We start from the raw sequence: 16909 nt of genomic DNA, 5'->3' as shown, positions 1-16909 counted from the left end.
CCGCCGGTCATGCCCCCTCGTATCGACATCGACGCGTACGCGAAGGGTGTGCTCGACGGGAAGCGCGCGCAGATCGCCCGCGCCATCACCCTCGTCGAGTCCACCCGCGCCGACCACCGGGCGCTGGCCCAGCGGCTGTTGACGGAGCTGCTGCCGCACGCGGGGCGGGCCCGGCGGATCGGCATCAGCGGTGTGCCGGGCGTCGGGAAGTCCACCTTCATCGATGCCTTCGGCACGATGCTGACGGCGCTCGGGCACCGGGTGGCGGTCCTCGCCGTGGACCCGTCGTCCACCCGGACGGGCGGCTCCATCCTCGGCGACAAGACGCGGATGGAACGCCTGTCGGTGGACCCGGCGGCATTCGTCCGGCCCTCCCCCTCCGCCGGCACCCTGGGCGGGGTCGCGAAGGCCACCCGCGAATCCATGATCGTGATGGAGGCGGCGGGCTACGACGTCGTCCTCGTCGAGACGGTCGGCGTGGGCCAGTCGGAGACGACGGTCGCCGGCATGGTCGACTCCTTCCTCCTCCTCTCCCTGGCCCGTACGGGCGACCAGCTGCAGGGCATCAAGAAGGGCGTCCTGGAGCTGGCGGACGTGCTCGCGGTCAACAAGGCGGACGGCCCGCACGAGCGGGACGCGAAGTCCGCGGCCCGCGAACTGTCCGGCGCGCTCCGCCTGATGCACCCGGCGGACGCGGCGTGGACCCCGCCGGTCCTGACCTGCAGCGCGCGCGAGTCCACCGGCCTGGACGAGGTCTGGTCCCGCCTGGAGGCCCACCACACCCTGCTGTCCTCCACGGGCCGCCTGGCGGCGAAGCGGGCGGCCCAGCAGGTGGAGTGGACCTGGTCGATGGTCCGCGACGAACTCCTGAACCGCCTCCACGCCCACCCGGGGGTGCGCGGCCTGGCCCCGGACCTGGAGGCGGCGGTCCGGGACGGGGAGCTGACGGCGACGTCGGCGGCGGACCGGATCCTGGAGGCGTTCGGGGAGGCGGCGGGGGCCTGAGCTTCCGTCCCCGTGGGGTCAGAGCGTGGTCAGGCGGACCCGGTCGGGCAGGGCCTCGGCGTTGAGGATCAGGTGCGCCGGCACGGGTACGTACACGGACGTCAGGTGCGGGAGGCCGGCGAGCGGCGCCAGGTCGAGATCGACGCCCGCCGGCAGGGCCAGCTTCTGCATCGCCGGGCACAGGTCGGGGAGTCTGTGGGTGACCGTGCCTGCGTCCCCTGACTCACCGTGGACGTGGAGGCTGGTGAGCGAAGCGAGGACCGCGTCGGCGGGCAGGGTTTCGAAGGCCGACACGTGCAGTTGCAGGTCCCACAACCGGGGAAGACCGAGGATCTCCCGCCAGTCGTCGGCCGAGAACGGGCCGCACGCGGGGCTCAGTTCAAGGACTTCGAGCGTGCGGTAGGAGCTCAGTCCGCTCAGACCCCGTGCCGGAGGCGTCTCGGACCCCAGACGCAGGACGCGGAGCAATGGGGCGGCGGGAAGCAGGTGGACGTCCCACGCCGTACCCGCGGAGAAGTTCGCCCAGAGCCCCAGCAGCCGGGGCAGCGAGCCGACCGGATGGGCGCGCAGGTCCGGGGAGGCGTTGAACTGCAGGGTGTCGAGCGGCAGCCCGTCGGCCTGCGACAGGTCGACGAGGGCGGGACACTCCCGGAGGTTGAGCCCCGACAGCTCCTTCTGACCGGCCAGGAAGTCCAGGCCGGTCACGTCGGGGTGGGCCAGTACGAGTGAGGTCAGCCCGGTTTCGGCGGCGTAGGCGGCCAGGTCCTCGAGCGGGACGCCGCTGCGGACGTCCAGCCCGCGCGGCCTCGCCGGGAGCCGGCGGAGCAGGTCCAGCTGTTCCGCCGTCCGCACCGTGTAGTCGAGCCCGGTGGGATCCAGCCGGGCGATGACCTCCGCGGCGTACGCAGCGGCCTCGAAGCGAGACCATGCCCACACGAGTTGGGAACGGATCGACAGGAAGGGGTGCTCCGCGTACCGGGCGAGGAACGGAAGGGCCGCGTCCACTGCGATGTGGGTGGCTGCGACGGTCACGCAGTACGCATCGAAATCGTCCAGCCCCTCCGGTCCCGGCAGCAGCCCCAGGGCCAGCGGACCGACCTCCGCCAGTGCACGTGCCTCCTCTTCGCTCCTCGGCGGGATGAGGGTGGCCGTGCGCTCCTGCACGGCTTCGCGGACGGCCGGGGCGAGCACGGTGGCCTGCTCCAGGCATGCTGCGGCCAACAGGTACGCGCACGCCTGGGACCGCCGGTCCTCGGACCGGTCCCCCGCGGCCAGCAGGCCCCGGAGGATCTCGGCGCGCTCGCGCGGCTTGGCGAGGGCGACCGCCATCCGGATGACGTCCTCCCACTGGTCGTTCCCGGCGTGGCCGTTCAGCAGGCCGAAGTCGCCCTCCTCGACGGCCGCGCGGGCCCCGAGGAAGTCCTGGAAGGTCTTGTGCACGAAGTGCACGGTGTCCGGGGTGGGTTCCCGGAGCAGGCCGCTGCGCAGCAGGAAGTGCTCGTAGACCGCCCGGGCGTCCCCCAGCGCGGCCAGTTCGGGCACGGCGGGCAGGGCCCGACCGATGATGTCCTCCGCCCGGGAGCGGTCCATCTCCGTACGGCCGTTCTTGATCAGCCAGTACGCCAGCCGCTGCAGCAGGTCCAGCTGCGCGTCCTCCCCCAGCTCGGGGACTTCGATGTCCCGCTCGCGGTCACGGCGGCTCAGCAGCATGGACAGCGCGGCCTCGTAGAGGTCCTTGCGGCCGTGCGGCAGGTAGCCGCGCCGGTCGCGGTGCAGGGCGCAGATCAGCCCGCACATCAGCGGGTTGGTGGCCAGCCGCCCCAGGTCCGGCTTGGTGCGTACGGCGGCCAGCAGCTGCTCTTCGTACGCGCCGAGCTCGGCCGGGTCCTCGGCGTCGGGGCGGGCCGCCTCGTGCCAGCGCCGGATGAACGTGGCGACCTCGGCGGGGCCCATGGCGGACAGCGTGAGCTCGCTGAACCCCTCCTCCGCCAGCCAGCGCTCGCCCACGGCGGACGGGCGGGAGGTGACCAGCCAGCGGTTGTCCCCGTCGTAGGTGTCCATCAGGTCCCGCAGCCACCGGCGGGTCCGTTCGCGCTCCCGCTCGGGCACCTCGTCGATGCCGTCGACGAGGATCAGGCCGCGGCCGGCGGCGAGGACGCGCTGCTCCCAGCCGGCGGGCTGGGAGCCGGCCAGCGGGCAGTCCACGGCCGAGAGGAAGTCCTTGGGGGCGGGGAGCCGGTCGCCGTTGCGGGTGACGGTACGGAGGGGCAGTACGAACGGGATCCGGTCGTGGAGGTAGGCCATCCCCGGGGCCGGGTCCGGGTTCATGGCACTGACCGCCAGCCACTGCACCAGGGTGGACTTGCCCGATCCGGCCTCGCCGCGGAGCAGCACCCGGCGGTTGGCGGCCAGGACCTGGTCCGCGGGCTGCGGGGCCGGGGCGGGGTCCTGGTGCATGGCACCGACCGTCCACCGCCCCAGGGCGGAGTTGCCCGACCCGGCCTCATCGCGGAGCAGCACCCGGCGGTTGGTGGCCGGGACCTGGTCCGCGGGCTGCGGGCCGACTCCCGGGGCCTCCTCGTCGAGGTGGCCCTGCATCGCCTCGGCGAGCGCTCGGTCGAAGACTTCGATGGTGGACACGGCAGCGCGCGGGTCGCGTACGCCCGTGGACGTCGCCTCCAGGCTCAGGTAGGCGACGTCCAGGGGCCACCGCTCGGGCGACCGGTTGAGGTCGATCCCGTAGATCGTCAGCCTGCCGTGCTTCCTCGCCACGTACCGCAGGTACTTCTGCTCGAACGCCACGTCCTCCGCACCCGGCAGCGGATGGCGCCGGATCAGCTCGTCGACCCTGGCCGTCAGCTCGCCGACCGCCCGGGTCTGCTCGACCAGCGTGTGCGCCACGAAGGTGGACCGCTGGGTGAAGAAGTGCAGGATGTGCAGACAGGCCGAGTCGAGCAGGCGCTCGTAGAAGTAGGTGGCGTCCGCGCTCAGTTCGCGTTCCGGGTGGTCGGCGGCGCGGCGCAGTTCGCGCGCGAAGGCGTGCGCGCCCAGCCGGACCGCGTCCAGGTCCGTGATGGTGAGCTCGCCGAGCGCCCCGAGGGTGGCGGCCAGGGCATCGGTGACCGCCTGTTCCTCGTCGGCGGGGACCGGCCGCTCGCCGCCGGTGCGGAGGGCGTGCTTGACGACCTTCGCGGCCAGGCTGCGGACGTCGGCCTCGGTCAGGCTGCGCTTCTCGCCCCTGAAGGAGACGTACCCGGAGATCCGGACCGGCTTGTCGACGATCCCGGCGCCCGGCCCCTCGCTGACGAACAGCTTCCGCACCAGCGGGCCGAGCACCGCCGACGCCAGTCGAATGCCGATGGTCCCCGGTTCCACGCACGCCCCCCGCTGAGCTCTGACCGATGATCAGATCGTAGCCCTGCGAGGGGAGGTGGGTGTGGGGAGCCGCCGAGGATGAGACGCGCTTTACGCGATGTATACCGGAGCGGCCTCCGGCATACCGAGGGCCTGCCGGAGGTAACGTTCCTGCTCGACGGGGCCGGTCCCGGCCAGCAGTGCCGCGAGCACCGCGATCCGCGCCTGCCCGGCGCGCAGCGTGCCGGTCGGCACCGCACCGGCGGCGACCAGGTCGACGGCTCCGCCGTGCGTGTAGATCTCGGTGACCGGCCCGGCCGGCACCCGCGTGGTCAGCGCCACCAGCACACCGCGCGCGGTCGCGTCCTTGACCGCGTCCACGAACTCCGGGGTGGCGTTGCCCGCCCCGGTGGCGACCAGCACCACGCCCCGCGCCCCGGCCTCGACCGCCGCGCGGAACAGCAGCGGATCGCCGTCGGCGTGGTGCATGACCATGTCCACCCGCGGCAGCGCGTCCGGCATCGCGGGCAGCTCCAGCGGGGCCGGCCGCTCGAGCTGCCGCAGCACGGTCACCTTCCCGAAGCCGATCTTGCCGAGCCAGTCCCCCGACGGGTCGGCGAAGGCGTCGGCCGCCAGCGTCTGGGTCTTGATGGTGCCGCGCGCGCCGTGTACCCGGCCGGCGAACGAGACCAGCACGCCGAGCCCGCGCGTGGTGGCCGCCACCAGCAGCGCGTCGTACAGGTTGCCGGGGCCGTCCCCGTTCTCCGCGCCCATGGGCAGCTGCGCACCGGTGAAGACGACGCTGCGCTCGTCGTGGTGGTGCAGGTCCACGAGGAAGGCGGACTCCTCCAGGGTGTCCGTGCCGTGGGTGACGACGATGCCGTCGACGCCGGGGTCGGCCAGCACCTCGTGCACGGTGCGCAGCAGGGTGAGCTGGTGGGCGGTGGTGAGCCGGGGGCTGTTCACGCTGAACAGGTCGACGACCTCGACGGTGACGTTCTCGGGCAGCGGCGCGGTGGCCATGACCTCATTGCCGTCCGCGTCCGCGGCGAAGCCGGAACCCTGCCAGCGGCTCGCTATCGTCCCGCCGGTGCTGATGACGACGATCCGTCCCACGGCCTGCCTACCCTTCCCCTCGCACACACATACGTATCCCCGCAATGATAGGAACTTGCGCGCGCAATCGGATTGCCAATGGCCGCGCCACGTTCATACTCCGTGGGGGATAATTGCGCCATGGACGCGATCGACCGTGAAATCTTGCGCGAGCTCCAGCAGGACGGCCGGCTCAGCAACCAGGAGCTGGCCCAGCGAGTGGGCCTCACCCCGTCACCCTGCATGCGCCGGGTGCGTCAGCTCGAACAGGACGGGGTGATCCAGGGCTACCGCGCGGTGATCGACCCCGAGGCGGTGGGCCGCGGCTTCGAGGTGCTGGTCTCCGTCGAGGTCCGCCGCGACCGCGAGGCGGTGGAGGCCTTCGAGGCCGCCCTCCAGGACATTCCGGACGTCGTCGAGGCCTACCGCCTCTTCGGCAGCCCGGGCTGCCTGCTCCGCATCGCGGTGGCCGACCTCCGCGCGTACGAACGCCTGTGGATCGAGCAGCTCACCGCCCTCTCGGGGGTCACCGAGGTGAACTCCCAGATCATCATGAAGCGCATCAAGGAACCGACGGGCCTGCCCGTCACCCGAAGCTGACGCTCCACACGTCCCGCACCCGACCCGACCCGGGCCGCACGGCCGGTGGCCTGCAAGGAGGCGATGAACTCGGCTCCGGTCACCGTCACGCGGCCCCTCACAGACCGCCTTGGAGCCGGACGGCGGTGCCCACGACCCGGGCGCCCGCGGCGGTGAACTCCAGCGACCGGTGCGGGCCGGTCACGGAAACGGCGATGCGGCCCTCGGGCGCCGGCGTGAGGGACACCTCGCGGTGCTCCTCGGCGAGGATTCCCCGCAGGCTGAGGCCGGCCACCCGGGGGAACAGCACCGAGAAGACGAAGGTGTTGTAGACCGTCCCGGCCCATTCCGCCTTCGGCCGGGTCGGCAGCTCCCGGGTCTCGAATCCGAGGGTCACCGAGGTGTCCCGCTCGTCGATGTGCACCGAGAACAGCAGGCAGTCGCCCAGGGCAGGCGGCCCGCCCCCGAACAGCTCACTCAGCTCGTTCGGCCCGGACAGCTCAGAGGTGTTCATAGAAGGTCTTCGCAGTAATCGGCGGGACGGTGTCGTACAGCTTGGCATCGAGCTTGCGGACGAACTGGTGCGGACCGCCGTCTCCGCCGTCGGCATCCTGCGTGAACACGCTGAGGTGACCGGCGAGCGGGGACGCGTGCGAGGTGAACGACAGCCGCACGCCCGACCCCGTGACCCGTACGGCCAGCCGGTGATCCGGAAGCTCCTCAAAAGAGAAGTCCACGGTCGCGGGCGGCTGCCAGCCCTCCATCGCGAAGTCCGCGACGTGCCCGAACTGCAGGTGGCACTGGACGGTGTCGCCGAGCGCGCCCTCCCACCGATCCGGGAAGACCGGCAGGTCGATGCGCAGCGTGACGGTCGGAGCCCACCCGTCGACGCGCACCGACCGCAGCCGGACCCCGGTCAGTTCGGGCAGTTCGTCGAAGAGCGGATCGAGGACCGCACGTCGATTGGCGACGAGGTCACTCCAGGTCATAGTAGTAATGCTCCTCGGCTCCGTCGATCTGGCCGTTACGGGTGTCATCGTACGGGCGCACGTGAAGGTGAGCCGGGCTGGTAGCCCGGCTCACCGGGTTTCTGATGACCGAACCAGTGGTCCTGGTATACGACGATGTCACCGTTCGGATGCTCGTACCATTCCTCGGTGTAGTAGATCGGCTTCCCGTCCGGCCCGAGGACGTTCTTGCCTCCCGCCCACTCGGGGCCGCGTGCCTCCACCCAGTCGTTGACGTCGAAGGGCTCGGTGCCTTCGGGGATGCCGGCATCGCGCAGGGCCTTCTGCTTCTGCTCCTCCTTGGTCTTCCCCACCTTCGGGCACGCATCCGCGTCCGGGGCGAGCCCCAGCGCGTCTGTCCACACGAACGGGTTGGGCACGTACGTCGAGGGGTGCGGGGTGGGTGCGAGCCCGAGCGGGTCCGCCGTGACGTATCGCCCGGTCTCGGGGTCGTAGTGACGGAAGAGGTTGTAGTGCAGCCCGCTCTCGTGGTCGAAGTACTGCCCCGGGAAGCGCAACGGCGTGTAAGCGCGGGCGTCGGTGTTCCAGCCGGTGGTTCCCCACACCGTGGAGCGGGTCCGCCAGGTGATCTCCCCGTCCTCATCGACAAGTTCCTGAGGGGTGCCGATCAGGTCCGTGACGATGGAGAAGAAGCGACGATCGGTCTCCTCCTGCCCAGCAGTCCCGCCCTGCGGGCCGAGTATCCGCTCGGTCTGGGCCAGCGGCTGAAGTCCCTCGTGGTCCCAGGTCAGCGAGATCCGATGGGCGAGCTCAGCGGAGGAGGTCGTCTGCTCGCACAGCGTATTGCCGTCCCAGACGAAGACGGTCTCCTCCACGACCGTCACACCGTCCGCGGCGAGGCGCCGCTTGCCTGTGCGGCGGCCCAGAGGGTCGTAGGTGTACTGCCACACCGTGCCGTCCGGCGTGGTCACGGAGATCAGCCGGTCTTCGTCGTCCCAGGCGTAGCGCCACGTTTCGGGCTTGCGGGACAGCCGACTACACTGACGTAGTGTCACTCGGCCCGACGTATCGTGCTCGTAGCGGACCGAGCCGGCCCGAGTGAGCCGAGTTCCCTGATAGGTACGGCCACCGGCAGCGTCGGCACCGCCCGGATGGGACTGCGGCCAGGATGCCTCGGTCTGGTTGCCGGCCGCATCGTAGGCGTAGCGCTCGGTCCAGTCTTCGGCTGTGACGGCCGTGACCCTGCCCACCGGATCCAGGGCGAACCGGCGCGAGCCGGCGAGGAGGTCGTCGATGGCCAACAGGTTGCCGTCCGCGCGGTAGCTGTAGCCGCGCCGCTGCAGGGTACGCCCGTCCGAGGTCCGGATGTGCTGGGCCAGCGTCCGGCCGAGCTCGTCCCGCTCGGTTTCCAGGGCGACGGTCTCACCGATGCGACGGCAGGTCTCGCGGCCGAGGGCGTCGCGTTCGAAGACGATACGGCGGCCTGAGGCCGACAGCTCGCTCCGCCGGCCGGCCGCGTCGTAGGACGAGGAGCTCACTGCACCGGACGGAGTGGTGCGGGTACGTCTCCGGCCCAGTTCATCGTAGGTGCGCAGCAGGGTGCGGCCGTCGACGGTCTCGGAGCGGATCCGACCGGCAGCATCGCGCACGTAGACGATCCGGGAGTCGGGACCGGTCACAGCCGAGAGGCGGTCCGACACGTCGTACTCGTATCGGGTGACCGCGCCTTCGACCTCCTTGGCGACACGCCGGTCCAGTACGTCGTACTCGAACCGGGTGGTGCGGCCGGCCGCGTTGGTACGGGCGACCAGCCTGCCGGCGGCATCGTGTGAGTAGTGGAGGGTGCGGCCGTCGTAATCCGTCTCGGAGGCCGGCAGCCCGGAGGCGTCGTAGGTGTAGGTCCACCGGCCGAGCGGACCGGCCACCTCTACCAGCCTCAGCTCGGCGTCATGCACGAAGGTGTGCCGGACCCGGTCCGGACCGGTCCTCGAACTCCGTCACTCCGCCGTTGGCGTCCCGGTGCGTCAGGCAGTTGCCCTCGCCGTCGTACGTCCAGGTCTGTTCGGAGCCATCCGGCTCGATGCGGCGGGCCAGCCGGCCCTCCGGTGTCCAGGCGAAGCCGGTGACCCGGTCGAGCGGGTCGGTGATGCGCACGGCGCGGCCGAAGGCGTCCCGCTCGTAACGTGTGATCGCGCCGAGCGGGTCGGTGATCTCGACGGGAAGTCCTGCTCCGTTGCAGTGGATGCGGGTGGTGCCGCCCAAGTGGTCGGTGACCGCGATGACGTGACCGTACTCGTTGTACGTGTAGCGCGTCGTGGCGCCGGCCGGGTTGGTCACCGAGGTGCGGTTGCCCCGGGCGTCGTAGGCGTGTCGCCAGCTGGTGCGGTTCGGCGCGGGTCTGCAGGACCGGTCGGCCCTCGGCGTCGTACTGTGTGATCAGCTCCCGGCCGTCGGGACGCACCACGCGCGTCAGGCGCCCTTCCCCGTCACGGTGGAACTCGGTGGTCCGCCCCAGCGGGTCGGTACGGGAGAGCAAACGGTTGCGCCGGTCGTATCGGGACCGGGTGAAGGCGCCGAGAGCCCCGGTCTCCGCCACGATCTGACGGGCTTCGTTCACCACGTAGCGGCGGACATGCCCGGCCGCGTTCGTGGTGGTGGTGACGCGGTGACCGGTGGACGGGTCGACTTCGTCATAGTCGAACCGCATCGTGTAATGGCCGGATTGCCGCCTTCGAAGACGCAGCGGTCGAGTTCGTCGTACTCATAGTCGTAGCGGCTGCCGTTGGTATCAGTCCACCCACGCGGTGGACGGGGCGAAGTCCGCGCCGACCGCCCGCCGCCACCCGGCGGCGAGCTCCGGCTCCCCGGCCAGCCGGTGCACCTGGAGCATGCCGCCGGTCAGCGCCCACCCGGCCCGGCCGTCCGCCGAGAAGTACAACTCCAGCAGCCCGTAGTCCCGGCGCAGCGCCCGCCCGGGCACGTCCTCCACCTCGACGAACTCCACGGGGACGGCCCGATCTGCATCCCCGCGCCCGCCCCCGGGCCGCAGCCCACACAGACTGCCGGTGGCCATCAAGGACGCGACGACTCGGCTCCGGTCACAGCGGCGCGCTCACAGGCCGCCGTGGAGCCGCACGGCGGTGCCGAGCGCCTCGGCGCCCGCAGCGGCGAACTCCACCGATCACGTGCCGGACTCCGCCACCGGCCGGCGCGTCGTGCAGCGGACGACGGGGCCGTCCTCCGTGGCCACCACCGAGACGTCGAACTCGCGGGCGGGAAACTGCCGCGCGAGCGCGCCGCGCCAGCAGAAGGCGATGTCCTCGGCGAGGGCCGTCGCCTGGGCGTCGGAGTCGAAGTCGAGGTACTGCCACAGCCGGAACTGGTTGAGGACGGCCTCCACCGCAGTCAGATTTCCGGGGAGTTCCGTCTGCCATCGTGCGAAGTTTCCAGGCTCATAGGCCCGGTCCCACAGCACGCAGTCCCCCACCTCGACAAACCGGGGCATGAACACGCGCGAGATCGCCGACCACTCGGCGATGCCCACGCGCTGCGCCAGGAAGTCCAGGTAGTCGACGTCGCCGCCCACACCGGTCACCCACTCCCGGATGTCCGGGTCTTCCATCGGTTCCATCACGTCATCTCGGCAATTCGTCGGGGCGGGCCGTAGGGCCCCGATGTGCCCGAACCGCAGAGGACACTGCACGCTGTCACCGGACCGAAGAGAGGGCCGAGTAGGTGGTGCCGGTTCGCGACGAGATCACCCAGGCCCCCTTCGGCACCGGCAACCGCTACGAGTCGACGCCGGGGAAGGCTTTCAGGAACCTCTCGGCATCCGGTTCGATGTAGGGCCCGAGGTCGACCAGGATGCCAAGAATTTCCCGCAGTTCCGCGGCCGGCCCGGGCTCGGCCCGCCAGAAGTCCGGGTTCACCGTGAGGACGGCGGTCAGCAGGTCGTCGTCGTAGAAGCCGCCCGCAGCCTGGCCGGGCGCGGTCTCCCGAAGGATCTCCAGGGCGACCGGCATCAGCCAGCGCAACCCGACTTCCTGGCCGATGAGCCGTGCGAGCTCCTCCACCGTGAGCTGCTCGACGGGCCGACGCCGCAGAGCGTGGACCACCTTCACCAGGCTGGTGCTGTCCTGCGGAGGATCCGGCCAGCGCCGGCCTTCCAACTGCTCCAGCGAGCGGCTCCGGTCGAATGTGCTCTTCATGGGCCCCAACCTACCCCAGCGTTCTCCGTCACCCCTTGCGGTGGCCAATGGAGTGGAGGAATCCGTTCAGTTGGTCGAGCATGTCAATGGTCTCCTTGCGTTTCTTCATCAACACTTCCAGCCCGCGCTCCGTCAGGCCTTCGGGGAGCCGGTCCAGCTCTGCCTCGAGGATCCTGCGGACCTTGTCGAGCCCATTGCGCCCCTGGGAGAGGTCCTTGATGTGGTCGAAGGGCGTGCCGTCCTCCTTCCTGGCGACGACTTCGCCATTGGCTTCGCGGCGGGCGGCGCTGTAGTGGTTGTGGTTCGGCTCCGAGTTGATGGCCCCGACCGGGTCCCTCTTGATGTTCTCCAGCTTCTCCAGTGCGCGCTGCGCGTCGGAACTGAGCCCGAGTGCCCGGTGGCATCCGGCCAGGCCGAGCGGGTCCGACCAGGTCTGCGGATTGGGGACGTATGCGCAGGGGTTGGGAGCCGGGCCCAGGCCGATCGGGTCAGGCGTCAGGTAGCGCGCCGTCTCCGGGTCGTACATACGGAAGTAGTTGTAGTGGAGCCCGGACTCGTGGTCGAAGTACTGGCCGGGGAAGCGCAGGGGGATGAACGCCGTGGACTCGCGGGACCACGACGTGGTGCCCCAGAGGGTGCTGCGCGCACGCCAGGCCACCCGGCCGTCCTCGTGGAGCAGTTCCGTCGGGCTGCCGATGACGTCGGTGACAACGGCGAAGAATCGGCTGTCGACTTCTTCCTGGGACGCTGACAGCACGCGCTCGGTCTGCGCGATGGGGTGGAGACCCTCATGGTTCCACGTCAGGACGACATGGGCGTCACTCGTTGACGTCACCTGTTCGCAGATGTTGGTGCCATCCCACGTGAACCGGACCTCCTCCACGACCGTCAGGCCGTCATCACCCCCGAGCCGCTGCTTGGCGATGCGTCGGCCGAGAGGGTCGTACCGGTAGCGCCACACGGTGCCGTCCGGGGTGACGACCGAGGTGAGCCGGTCCTCCGTATCCCAGCTGTAGCGCCAGGTCTCCGACCCGCCCGACAACCGGGTCCGGCGGCGCAGGACCACCCGGCCCAGGTCATCATGCTCGTATCGCTGCCCGCCGGCACGGAGCACGCGTGTGCCCGCGTACTCCCGGGCGCCCCGGGCGTCGCCGCGGCCGGCCGTCGGCGGCCAGTCGGCCTGTGTCTGGTTGCCGGCGCTGTCGTACGCGTAGCGTTCGGACCATGAGCCGGCCTGCACGGCGGTGACCCGGCCAACCTGATCGAGCTCGAATTCCCGGCGGCCTGCAAGCGAGTCGTCCGCGGAGACCAGGTGACCGTCGGCGCGGTACTCATACCCGCGGTGCTGAAGCAGCCGGTCACCGGCGGTGACCGTCTGGCCGGCCAGACGGCCGGAGGGATCCCAGGACTGTGAGAGTCTCAGTGTCCCGCCGATGTGCCGCTCGATCTCCTGCCCCGCGGCGTCGTAGCCGAATCGCATGCCGTGACCGTTGGCGGTCAGTGAGGCGAGGTTGCCGGCTACGTCGTACGCCCATTCACTGACCGCTCCGGTGGGTGTGGTGCGGCGGACCCGCCGCCCGAGGAGGTCGTATCCGAAGGACATCTCCCGGCCGTCGACGGTTTCGGAGACCAAACGGCCGGCACGGTCACGCAGCCAGGTGATGGAGGAATCCGGACCCGCTGCCACGGCGAGTCGGCCGGAGAGGTCGTACTCGTATGTGGTGACGGCACCGTCCGCGTCCTTGCGGATGATCCGGCCCAGCACGTCCCGCTCATAGCGAATCGTTTCGCCCAGGCTGTTCTTCCGGGACGTCAGGCGGCTCGCGGCGTCGTAGCCGTAGGACACGACACGTCCGTCGAAGTCCTTCTCGGCAACCAGTCGGCCTGCCGGATCGTACGTGTACGACCAGGTCAGGCCCTGTGGGTTGACGACCTCTGTCAGCCGCAGGTCGAGGTCGTGGACGAAGGTGTACCGCGTGCCGTCGGGGTGGGTTCGGGCCGTCAGCAGGTCGAAGTCGCCGTACTCGTAGTGCGTGACACCGCCGGCGGCATCCGTGTGGCGGACGCAGTTCCCTTCTCCGTCGTAGTCCCAGCGGCGCTCGGCTCCGTCCGGGTCCCGGCGGTACAGCAACCGGCCGTCAACGCTCCACCGCAGCAGCGTCGTGTTGCCCACCGGGTCCACCACCCGCACGGCGCGCCCGAAGGCGTCGCGCTGGAAGGAGGTGACGGCACCCAGCGGATCGGTGATCTCCAAAGGCAGGCCGGCGCTGTCGCAGCGTATCCGCGACATGTTGCCCATACCGTCGGCTACCGACTCCAGGCGCCCGCGTGCGTCGTAGCCGAAGAGAGTCGTGGCACCGCCCGGTTCAGTGACCGAAGTACGGTTGCCGCGCTCATCGAAGGTCTGGCGGATCACGGTGCCGTCGGGCCGGACGATCCTGACCGGCAGGCTGTGCTCGTCGTACTCGGCCTTCGCGGCGAGGCCGTCCTCCCGCACCATTTCGACGAGCCTGCCCTGCTCGTCGTACGTGAAACGGGTGGTGTGGCCCAGGGGGTCGGTTTCCACCAGGAGACGGTTGTAGCCGTCCCACTCGAACCGCCGCACGGCTCCAGTGGCGTCGATCTCCGCGACGACCTGTGCCGAGTCGTTGATGACATAGCGCCGGGTGTGGCCGAAGACGTTGGTGATGGCAGTGACGGCAAGCCCGGTGGCCTCGTCCCTGCCGCCGTAATCGAAGCGCGAATCGATGTGCCCGTTGCCACCGACCTGAGCGACGCAGCGGTGCCTGTCGTCATAGGTGTAATCGAAACGGCGGCCGTTGGTATCGGTCCAGGACACGATGCGGTCGTGGGCGTCGTAGGAGAACTGCAGCGGCCTGCCCGAGGCGTTCACCACCTCGGTGAGGTTGCCGCCGGAGTAGCCGAAGCCTACGATCCGCGTACCGTCGGCGAGCGACAGCCCTCGGACACGGCCGTCCTCGACCGCGATGAGCAGTCGGTAACCGCCGCTGTGCGCGACGGCCCGCGGAGCGCCCTCCGCGTCGTATTCGAAGGCTGTCCAGTCCCCGTTCCGGTTCTCCTGCCTGGCCAGCACGGCCAGTTCCGGGGTCTGCTCGTCGAACCACCACGTGTGTCCGGTTTCAAGGTCGCTGACCCGGTAACCCCCGTCCGGCAGGCGTTCGAGCGGCCACCGCTGACCGTGGCGCGGGAGTACCGGCAGTCCGGGCGCCGGATGAGAGTAGGCGAGGAGGCTGCCGTCCTCCCGGTGCATCAGGACGCCTTCAGCGTCGATCTCAAGCCGCTGGTCGGCCGTGCTGGCCCAGGACGGGCCGAACCACCGGCCCGCGCGGTACGCCGACTCGAAGGTACGCCGGAAGACCAGCGGAAGCACCCCGTCGAGCACGAGGTCCGTGTGCGGGAGGACGACGCGGCCCGTCGCGACATCGACGGGGTCGTCATCGCACTTGATCTCGTTCGTCTTGTTGCGTGACGTTTCCAGCGGTCCGTCGGTACTGGACGTACGACCGGGGCTGCTGGGCTTGCCGTTGTCGGCGAACTTGCCGACCGTCGCCGCCTTCTTCGCCATGCCCAGGCCCTTGGTGCCCAGGATCTCCGGGATCAGCTTGCCGAGGCCTTCCGACGGGTCCTTCTGGAAGGCGTCGACCATGTTCTTGGCGGTGCCGACCGGGTCGTTGACCGCCGTGACCAGGCCCGCCGCCGTGTTGTTCAGGTTGGTGACGTACTCGGCGGGGTGGGTCAGGTTGTACGGGTCCAGCGGGTTGACCGAGCGGGCGAAGTTGACGATGCCGGCCGTGCCCTTGATGACGCCGCCGACCAGGTGCGTGGTGTCGATCACCATCGCCTCGAAGCCGTCGCCGACCTGCGCGGCGTACGAGGGCTTGGGCGGGGCGGCGTCGCGGGCCGCCTCCACCGCCGCCTTGGCCGTGTCCGCGGCCTCGTTGCGCTGCTTGCGCGCCTCGATGACCTTGTCGTACGCGGCCTTGATGCCGGCCGCGCCCGGGTCGGTGAACCCCGAGGGGCGGGGCGGGAGGTCGTCCTTCTTCGCCTTGACCGCGTCGTTGTACTCGTCGACCTTGTTGTTGTAGGCCGTGCGGGCGTCCTCGGAGGTCTTCTTCGCCGTCTTGTACTGCTCGATGGCGTCCTTGGCCTGGCCCTGCGCCCACTCCACGGTCTCGGCGAACCGGGTCAGCGCGCCCTCGGCCTTCTCGAAGGCGTCGGCTGCCCTGAACCACTTCGGGGGCTGCTTCGCGACGTGCTCCGCGTAGGAGTCGGCGGTCACGCCCTTGATGGCGTCGGCGTTGAGGCCCTTGATGCCCTTCCCGACCTTGTCGAAGTTCGTGCGGAAGTCGGCGAGGTGCTTGGCGTTCTCCCGGATCTTGGAGACGCTGCCGTAGATGATCTTCTTGGGGTCCTCGGTCTGGTCGAGCTCCAGCTCGGCGACCTCGGCGCCCATGCTGTTGGCCAGCGACCGGCTCTTCTCGCGGATCCAGTCGGCGCCGTCGTCCCAGCCGACGTCCTCGGCGAGGTCGGCGGTCTTGTCGCCGACCCACTCGACGCCGTCGCCGATCCCCTCGACCACGTCCTCGCCGGCGTCCTCGATGAAGTCCGGTGTGAAGTCCCGCCAGCCCATCAGCCGTTGCCCCCGTTACCCTTGGCCTGCTCCAGCAGATCGTTCAGCGAACCGATCCGCCCGTTGTTCTTGAGGGTCTCGCCGGTCTGCTGCCAGGTCCCCTTGATGTCCTCGCCGGCCTTCTCGAAGGACTCGCCGCTCCAGTCCGGCTTGTAGACGTCGCCGCGGAAGAGGTCCCCCCACTCCTTCTTCTCGATGTCGTCCTCACTGGCGTGCGGGTTGCCGTACCCCGCGTTGACGGCGACCTTGAACGCGCCCTGGATGTACTGGTCTTCCTCCCAGAGCGTGCCGGCCGCGATCCCGAGGTTGGCGGCGAGCGTGCTCGCGTCCTGCACCAGACCCCGTACGCCCCACTCCCACAGCTCGCAGAAGCCCTCGAACGCATCGGCCAGGCCGGGGTGGCCCGCCTCCATGCCGGTCATCGACATGGACTCGAAGCCGGCGCCCATCGAAGCGCCGCCGGCCGTCCCGATCTCCCGCAGTTCGGCCACCGCGCCGCGCAGGCCCTCGGTGATGTTCTTGACCGCGGCGGGGTCCATCCCCAGGTCTTCGTTGCCGCTCATCGGGCGTCCTCCTGCCCCGCCAGGTCGACGGCGGCGGCGTCCGGCACGATCCCGCCGACCGGCGGGAACAGCATCGAGCCGTCCTCGTCGGCGACGTTGACGGCCACCCCGGTCGGCCCGTCCATCTCCGGTACGACCGCGTCCACCAGCCGCGCACCGAGGATGGCCAGGTACTCCAGCTCGGCCGTCGCGTCGGCGCCCCGCCGGAGGGCGAAGCGCGCCAGCGATTCCTCGTCCGTGAAGGCGTAGATCCAGCGGATCCCGCCCTGCTGCCCCGACATCAGGGCGCCGTCGGCCACCGGCGCCAGCAGCACCGCCCGCCGGAACTCGCCCAGCAGCCGCCCGGGGTCACCTTCCTCGGCCCGCATCCCGGCTATCTCTTCGACCAGTCCCATGTCAACGCCCCCGTTCGCTCGGCCGTCCAACCTACGCGACGGCAGCCGGGGGACCAACCCGGGGGCCGTGCGAGGGCACTCCGGACGGCCC

Annotated in this window: 15 protein-coding genes and 1 pseudogene; 2 read left to right on the top strand and 14 right to left on the bottom strand. The window is 70.5% G+C overall.

What is annotated here, in order from left to right:
• The first annotated feature begins 9 nt into the window (after positions 1-9).
• A complete protein-coding gene (meaB, locus tag AB0447_RS08755) occupies positions 10-1005 on the top strand; it encodes a methylmalonyl Co-A mutase-associated GTPase MeaB (protein WP_366475837.1) in 996 nt (331 codons plus the stop codon).
• Between the two features lie 18 nt (positions 1006-1023).
• Here the strand turns inward: meaB and AB0447_RS08750 are convergent, their stop codons facing one another.
• Together AB0447_RS08750 and AB0447_RS08745 are read right to left on the bottom strand one after the other, a co-directional pair.
• The gene (locus tag AB0447_RS08750) at positions 1024-4380 is read right to left on the bottom strand and encodes an NACHT domain-containing protein (protein ID WP_366475836.1); all 3357 of its coding nucleotides are present in this window, start codon (positions 4378-4380) and stop codon (positions 1024-1026) included.
• Positions 4381-4470: 90 nt separating this feature from the next.
• Positions 4471-5475, bottom strand: a complete 1005-nt coding sequence (locus AB0447_RS08745; RefSeq protein ID WP_366475834.1) for an asparaginase — start codon at positions 5473-5475, stop codon at positions 4471-4473.
• A 120-nt stretch (positions 5476-5595) separates the two neighbouring features.
• Here AB0447_RS08745 and AB0447_RS08740 point away from each other — a divergent pair, with 120 nt between their 5' ends.
• A complete protein-coding gene (locus AB0447_RS08740) occupies positions 5596-6054 on the top strand; it encodes an Lrp/AsnC family transcriptional regulator (RefSeq protein ID WP_366475833.1) in 459 nt (152 codons plus the stop codon).
• 97 nt (positions 6055-6151) lie between these two features.
• On the opposite strand, the gene AB0447_RS08735 is transcribed toward AB0447_RS08740, so the two are convergent.
• The 12 genes and pseudogenes from AB0447_RS08735 to AB0447_RS08680 form a co-directional block, all read right to left on the bottom strand.
• Complete coding sequence (locus AB0447_RS08735) at positions 6152-6547, bottom strand: Imm50 family immunity protein (RefSeq protein WP_366475832.1); 396 nt, start codon at positions 6545-6547, stop codon at positions 6152-6154.
• A complete protein-coding gene (locus AB0447_RS08730; protein ID WP_366475831.1) occupies positions 6534-7022 on the bottom strand; it encodes an Imm50 family immunity protein in 489 nt (162 codons plus the stop codon). Before AB0447_RS08730 ends, AB0447_RS08735 begins: the two co-directional genes overlap by 14 nt.
• Positions 7009-7083, bottom strand: a complete 75-nt coding sequence (locus tag AB0447_RS08725) for a hypothetical protein (RefSeq protein WP_366476003.1) — start codon at positions 7081-7083, stop codon at positions 7009-7011. Before AB0447_RS08725 ends, AB0447_RS08730 begins: the two co-directional genes overlap by 14 nt.
• Positions 7067-8926, bottom strand: coding sequence for an RHS repeat-associated core domain-containing protein (locus AB0447_RS08720; protein ID WP_366475830.1), 1860 nt, complete (start codon positions 8924-8926; stop codon positions 7067-7069). Before AB0447_RS08720 ends, AB0447_RS08725 begins: the two co-directional genes overlap by 17 nt.
• Before the next feature lie 22 nt (positions 8927-8948).
• The gene (locus tag AB0447_RS08715; protein ID WP_366475829.1) at positions 8949-9338 is read right to left on the bottom strand and encodes a hypothetical protein; all 390 of its coding nucleotides are present in this window, start codon (positions 9336-9338) and stop codon (positions 8949-8951) included.
• 97 nt (positions 9339-9435) lie between these two features.
• A pseudogene (locus tag AB0447_RS08710) lies at positions 9436-9708 on the bottom strand (hypothetical protein); the annotation flags it as partial.
• An 81-nt stretch (positions 9709-9789) separates the two neighbouring features.
• Positions 9790-10005 (bottom strand): hypothetical protein, encoded by a 216-nt coding sequence (locus tag AB0447_RS08705; RefSeq protein WP_366475828.1) that lies wholly within the window; start codon positions 10003-10005, stop codon positions 9790-9792.
• Positions 10006-10182: 177 nt separating this feature from the next.
• Positions 10183-10632 (bottom strand): hypothetical protein, encoded by a 450-nt coding sequence (locus tag AB0447_RS08700; RefSeq protein ID WP_366475827.1) that lies wholly within the window; start codon positions 10630-10632, stop codon positions 10183-10185.
• Positions 10633-10789: 157 nt separating this feature from the next.
• A complete protein-coding gene (locus AB0447_RS08695) occupies positions 10790-11209 on the bottom strand; it encodes a contact-dependent growth inhibition system immunity protein (protein WP_366475826.1) in 420 nt (139 codons plus the stop codon).
• A gap of 28 nt (positions 11210-11237) precedes the next feature.
• Positions 11238-15860: a putative T7SS-secreted protein gene (locus AB0447_RS08690; protein WP_366475825.1), complete on the bottom strand. Its 4623-nt coding sequence runs from the start codon at positions 15858-15860 to the stop codon at positions 11238-11240.
• Positions 15860-16423 (bottom strand): hypothetical protein, encoded by a 564-nt coding sequence (locus AB0447_RS08685; RefSeq protein WP_366475824.1) that lies wholly within the window; start codon positions 16421-16423, stop codon positions 15860-15862. Before AB0447_RS08685 ends, AB0447_RS08690 begins: the two co-directional genes overlap by 1 nt.
• Entirely contained in the window at positions 16420-16818 is a 399-nt protein-coding gene (locus AB0447_RS08680) for an SseB family protein (RefSeq protein ID WP_366475823.1), read from the bottom strand. The genes AB0447_RS08685 and AB0447_RS08680 overlap by 4 nt, the downstream gene beginning before the upstream one ends.
• Positions 16819-16909 lie beyond the last annotated feature (91 nt).

The sequence above is a fragment of the Streptomyces sp. NPDC051211 genome, from assembly GCF_040689505.1.
GTDB lineage: Bacteria > Actinomycetota > Actinomycetes > Streptomycetales > Streptomycetaceae > Streptomyces.
The sequence above is the reverse complement of the archived record's forward strand: the minus strand, read 5'-3'. Positions and strand labels throughout refer to the sequence as shown.

Bases quoted from the DNA above. Each gene is read 5' to 3' on its own strand.
- AB0447_RS08685 (WP_366475824.1), bottom strand. From the start codon at position 16,423: ATGAGCGGCAACGAAGACCTGGGGATGGACCCCGCCGCGGTCAAGAAC.
- AB0447_RS08735 (WP_366475832.1), bottom strand. From the start codon at position 6,547: ATGAACACCTCTGAGCTGTCCGGGCCGAACGAGCTGAGTGAGCTGTTC.
- AB0447_RS08730 (WP_366475831.1), bottom strand. From the start codon at position 7,022: ATGACCTGGAGTGACCTCGTCGCCAATCGACGTGCGGTCCTCGATCCG.
- AB0447_RS08740 (WP_366475833.1), top strand. From the start codon at position 5,596: ATGGACGCGATCGACCGTGAAATCTTGCGCGAGCTCCAGCAGGACGGC.
- AB0447_RS08680 (WP_366475823.1), bottom strand. From the start codon at position 16,818: ATGGGACTGGTCGAAGAGATAGCCGGGATGCGGGCCGAGGAAGGTGAC.
- AB0447_RS08690 (WP_366475825.1), bottom strand. From the start codon at position 15,860: ATGGGCTGGCGGGACTTCACACCGGACTTCATCGAGGACGCCGGCGAG.
- AB0447_RS08695 (WP_366475826.1), bottom strand. From the start codon at position 11,209: ATGAAGAGCACATTCGACCGGAGCCGCTCGCTGGAGCAGTTGGAAGGC.
- AB0447_RS08700 (WP_366475827.1), bottom strand. From the start codon at position 10,632: ATGGAACCGATGGAAGACCCGGACATCCGGGAGTGGGTGACCGGTGTG.
- meaB (WP_366475837.1), top strand. From the start codon at position 10: ATGCCCCCTCGTATCGACATCGACGCGTACGCGAAGGGTGTGCTCGAC.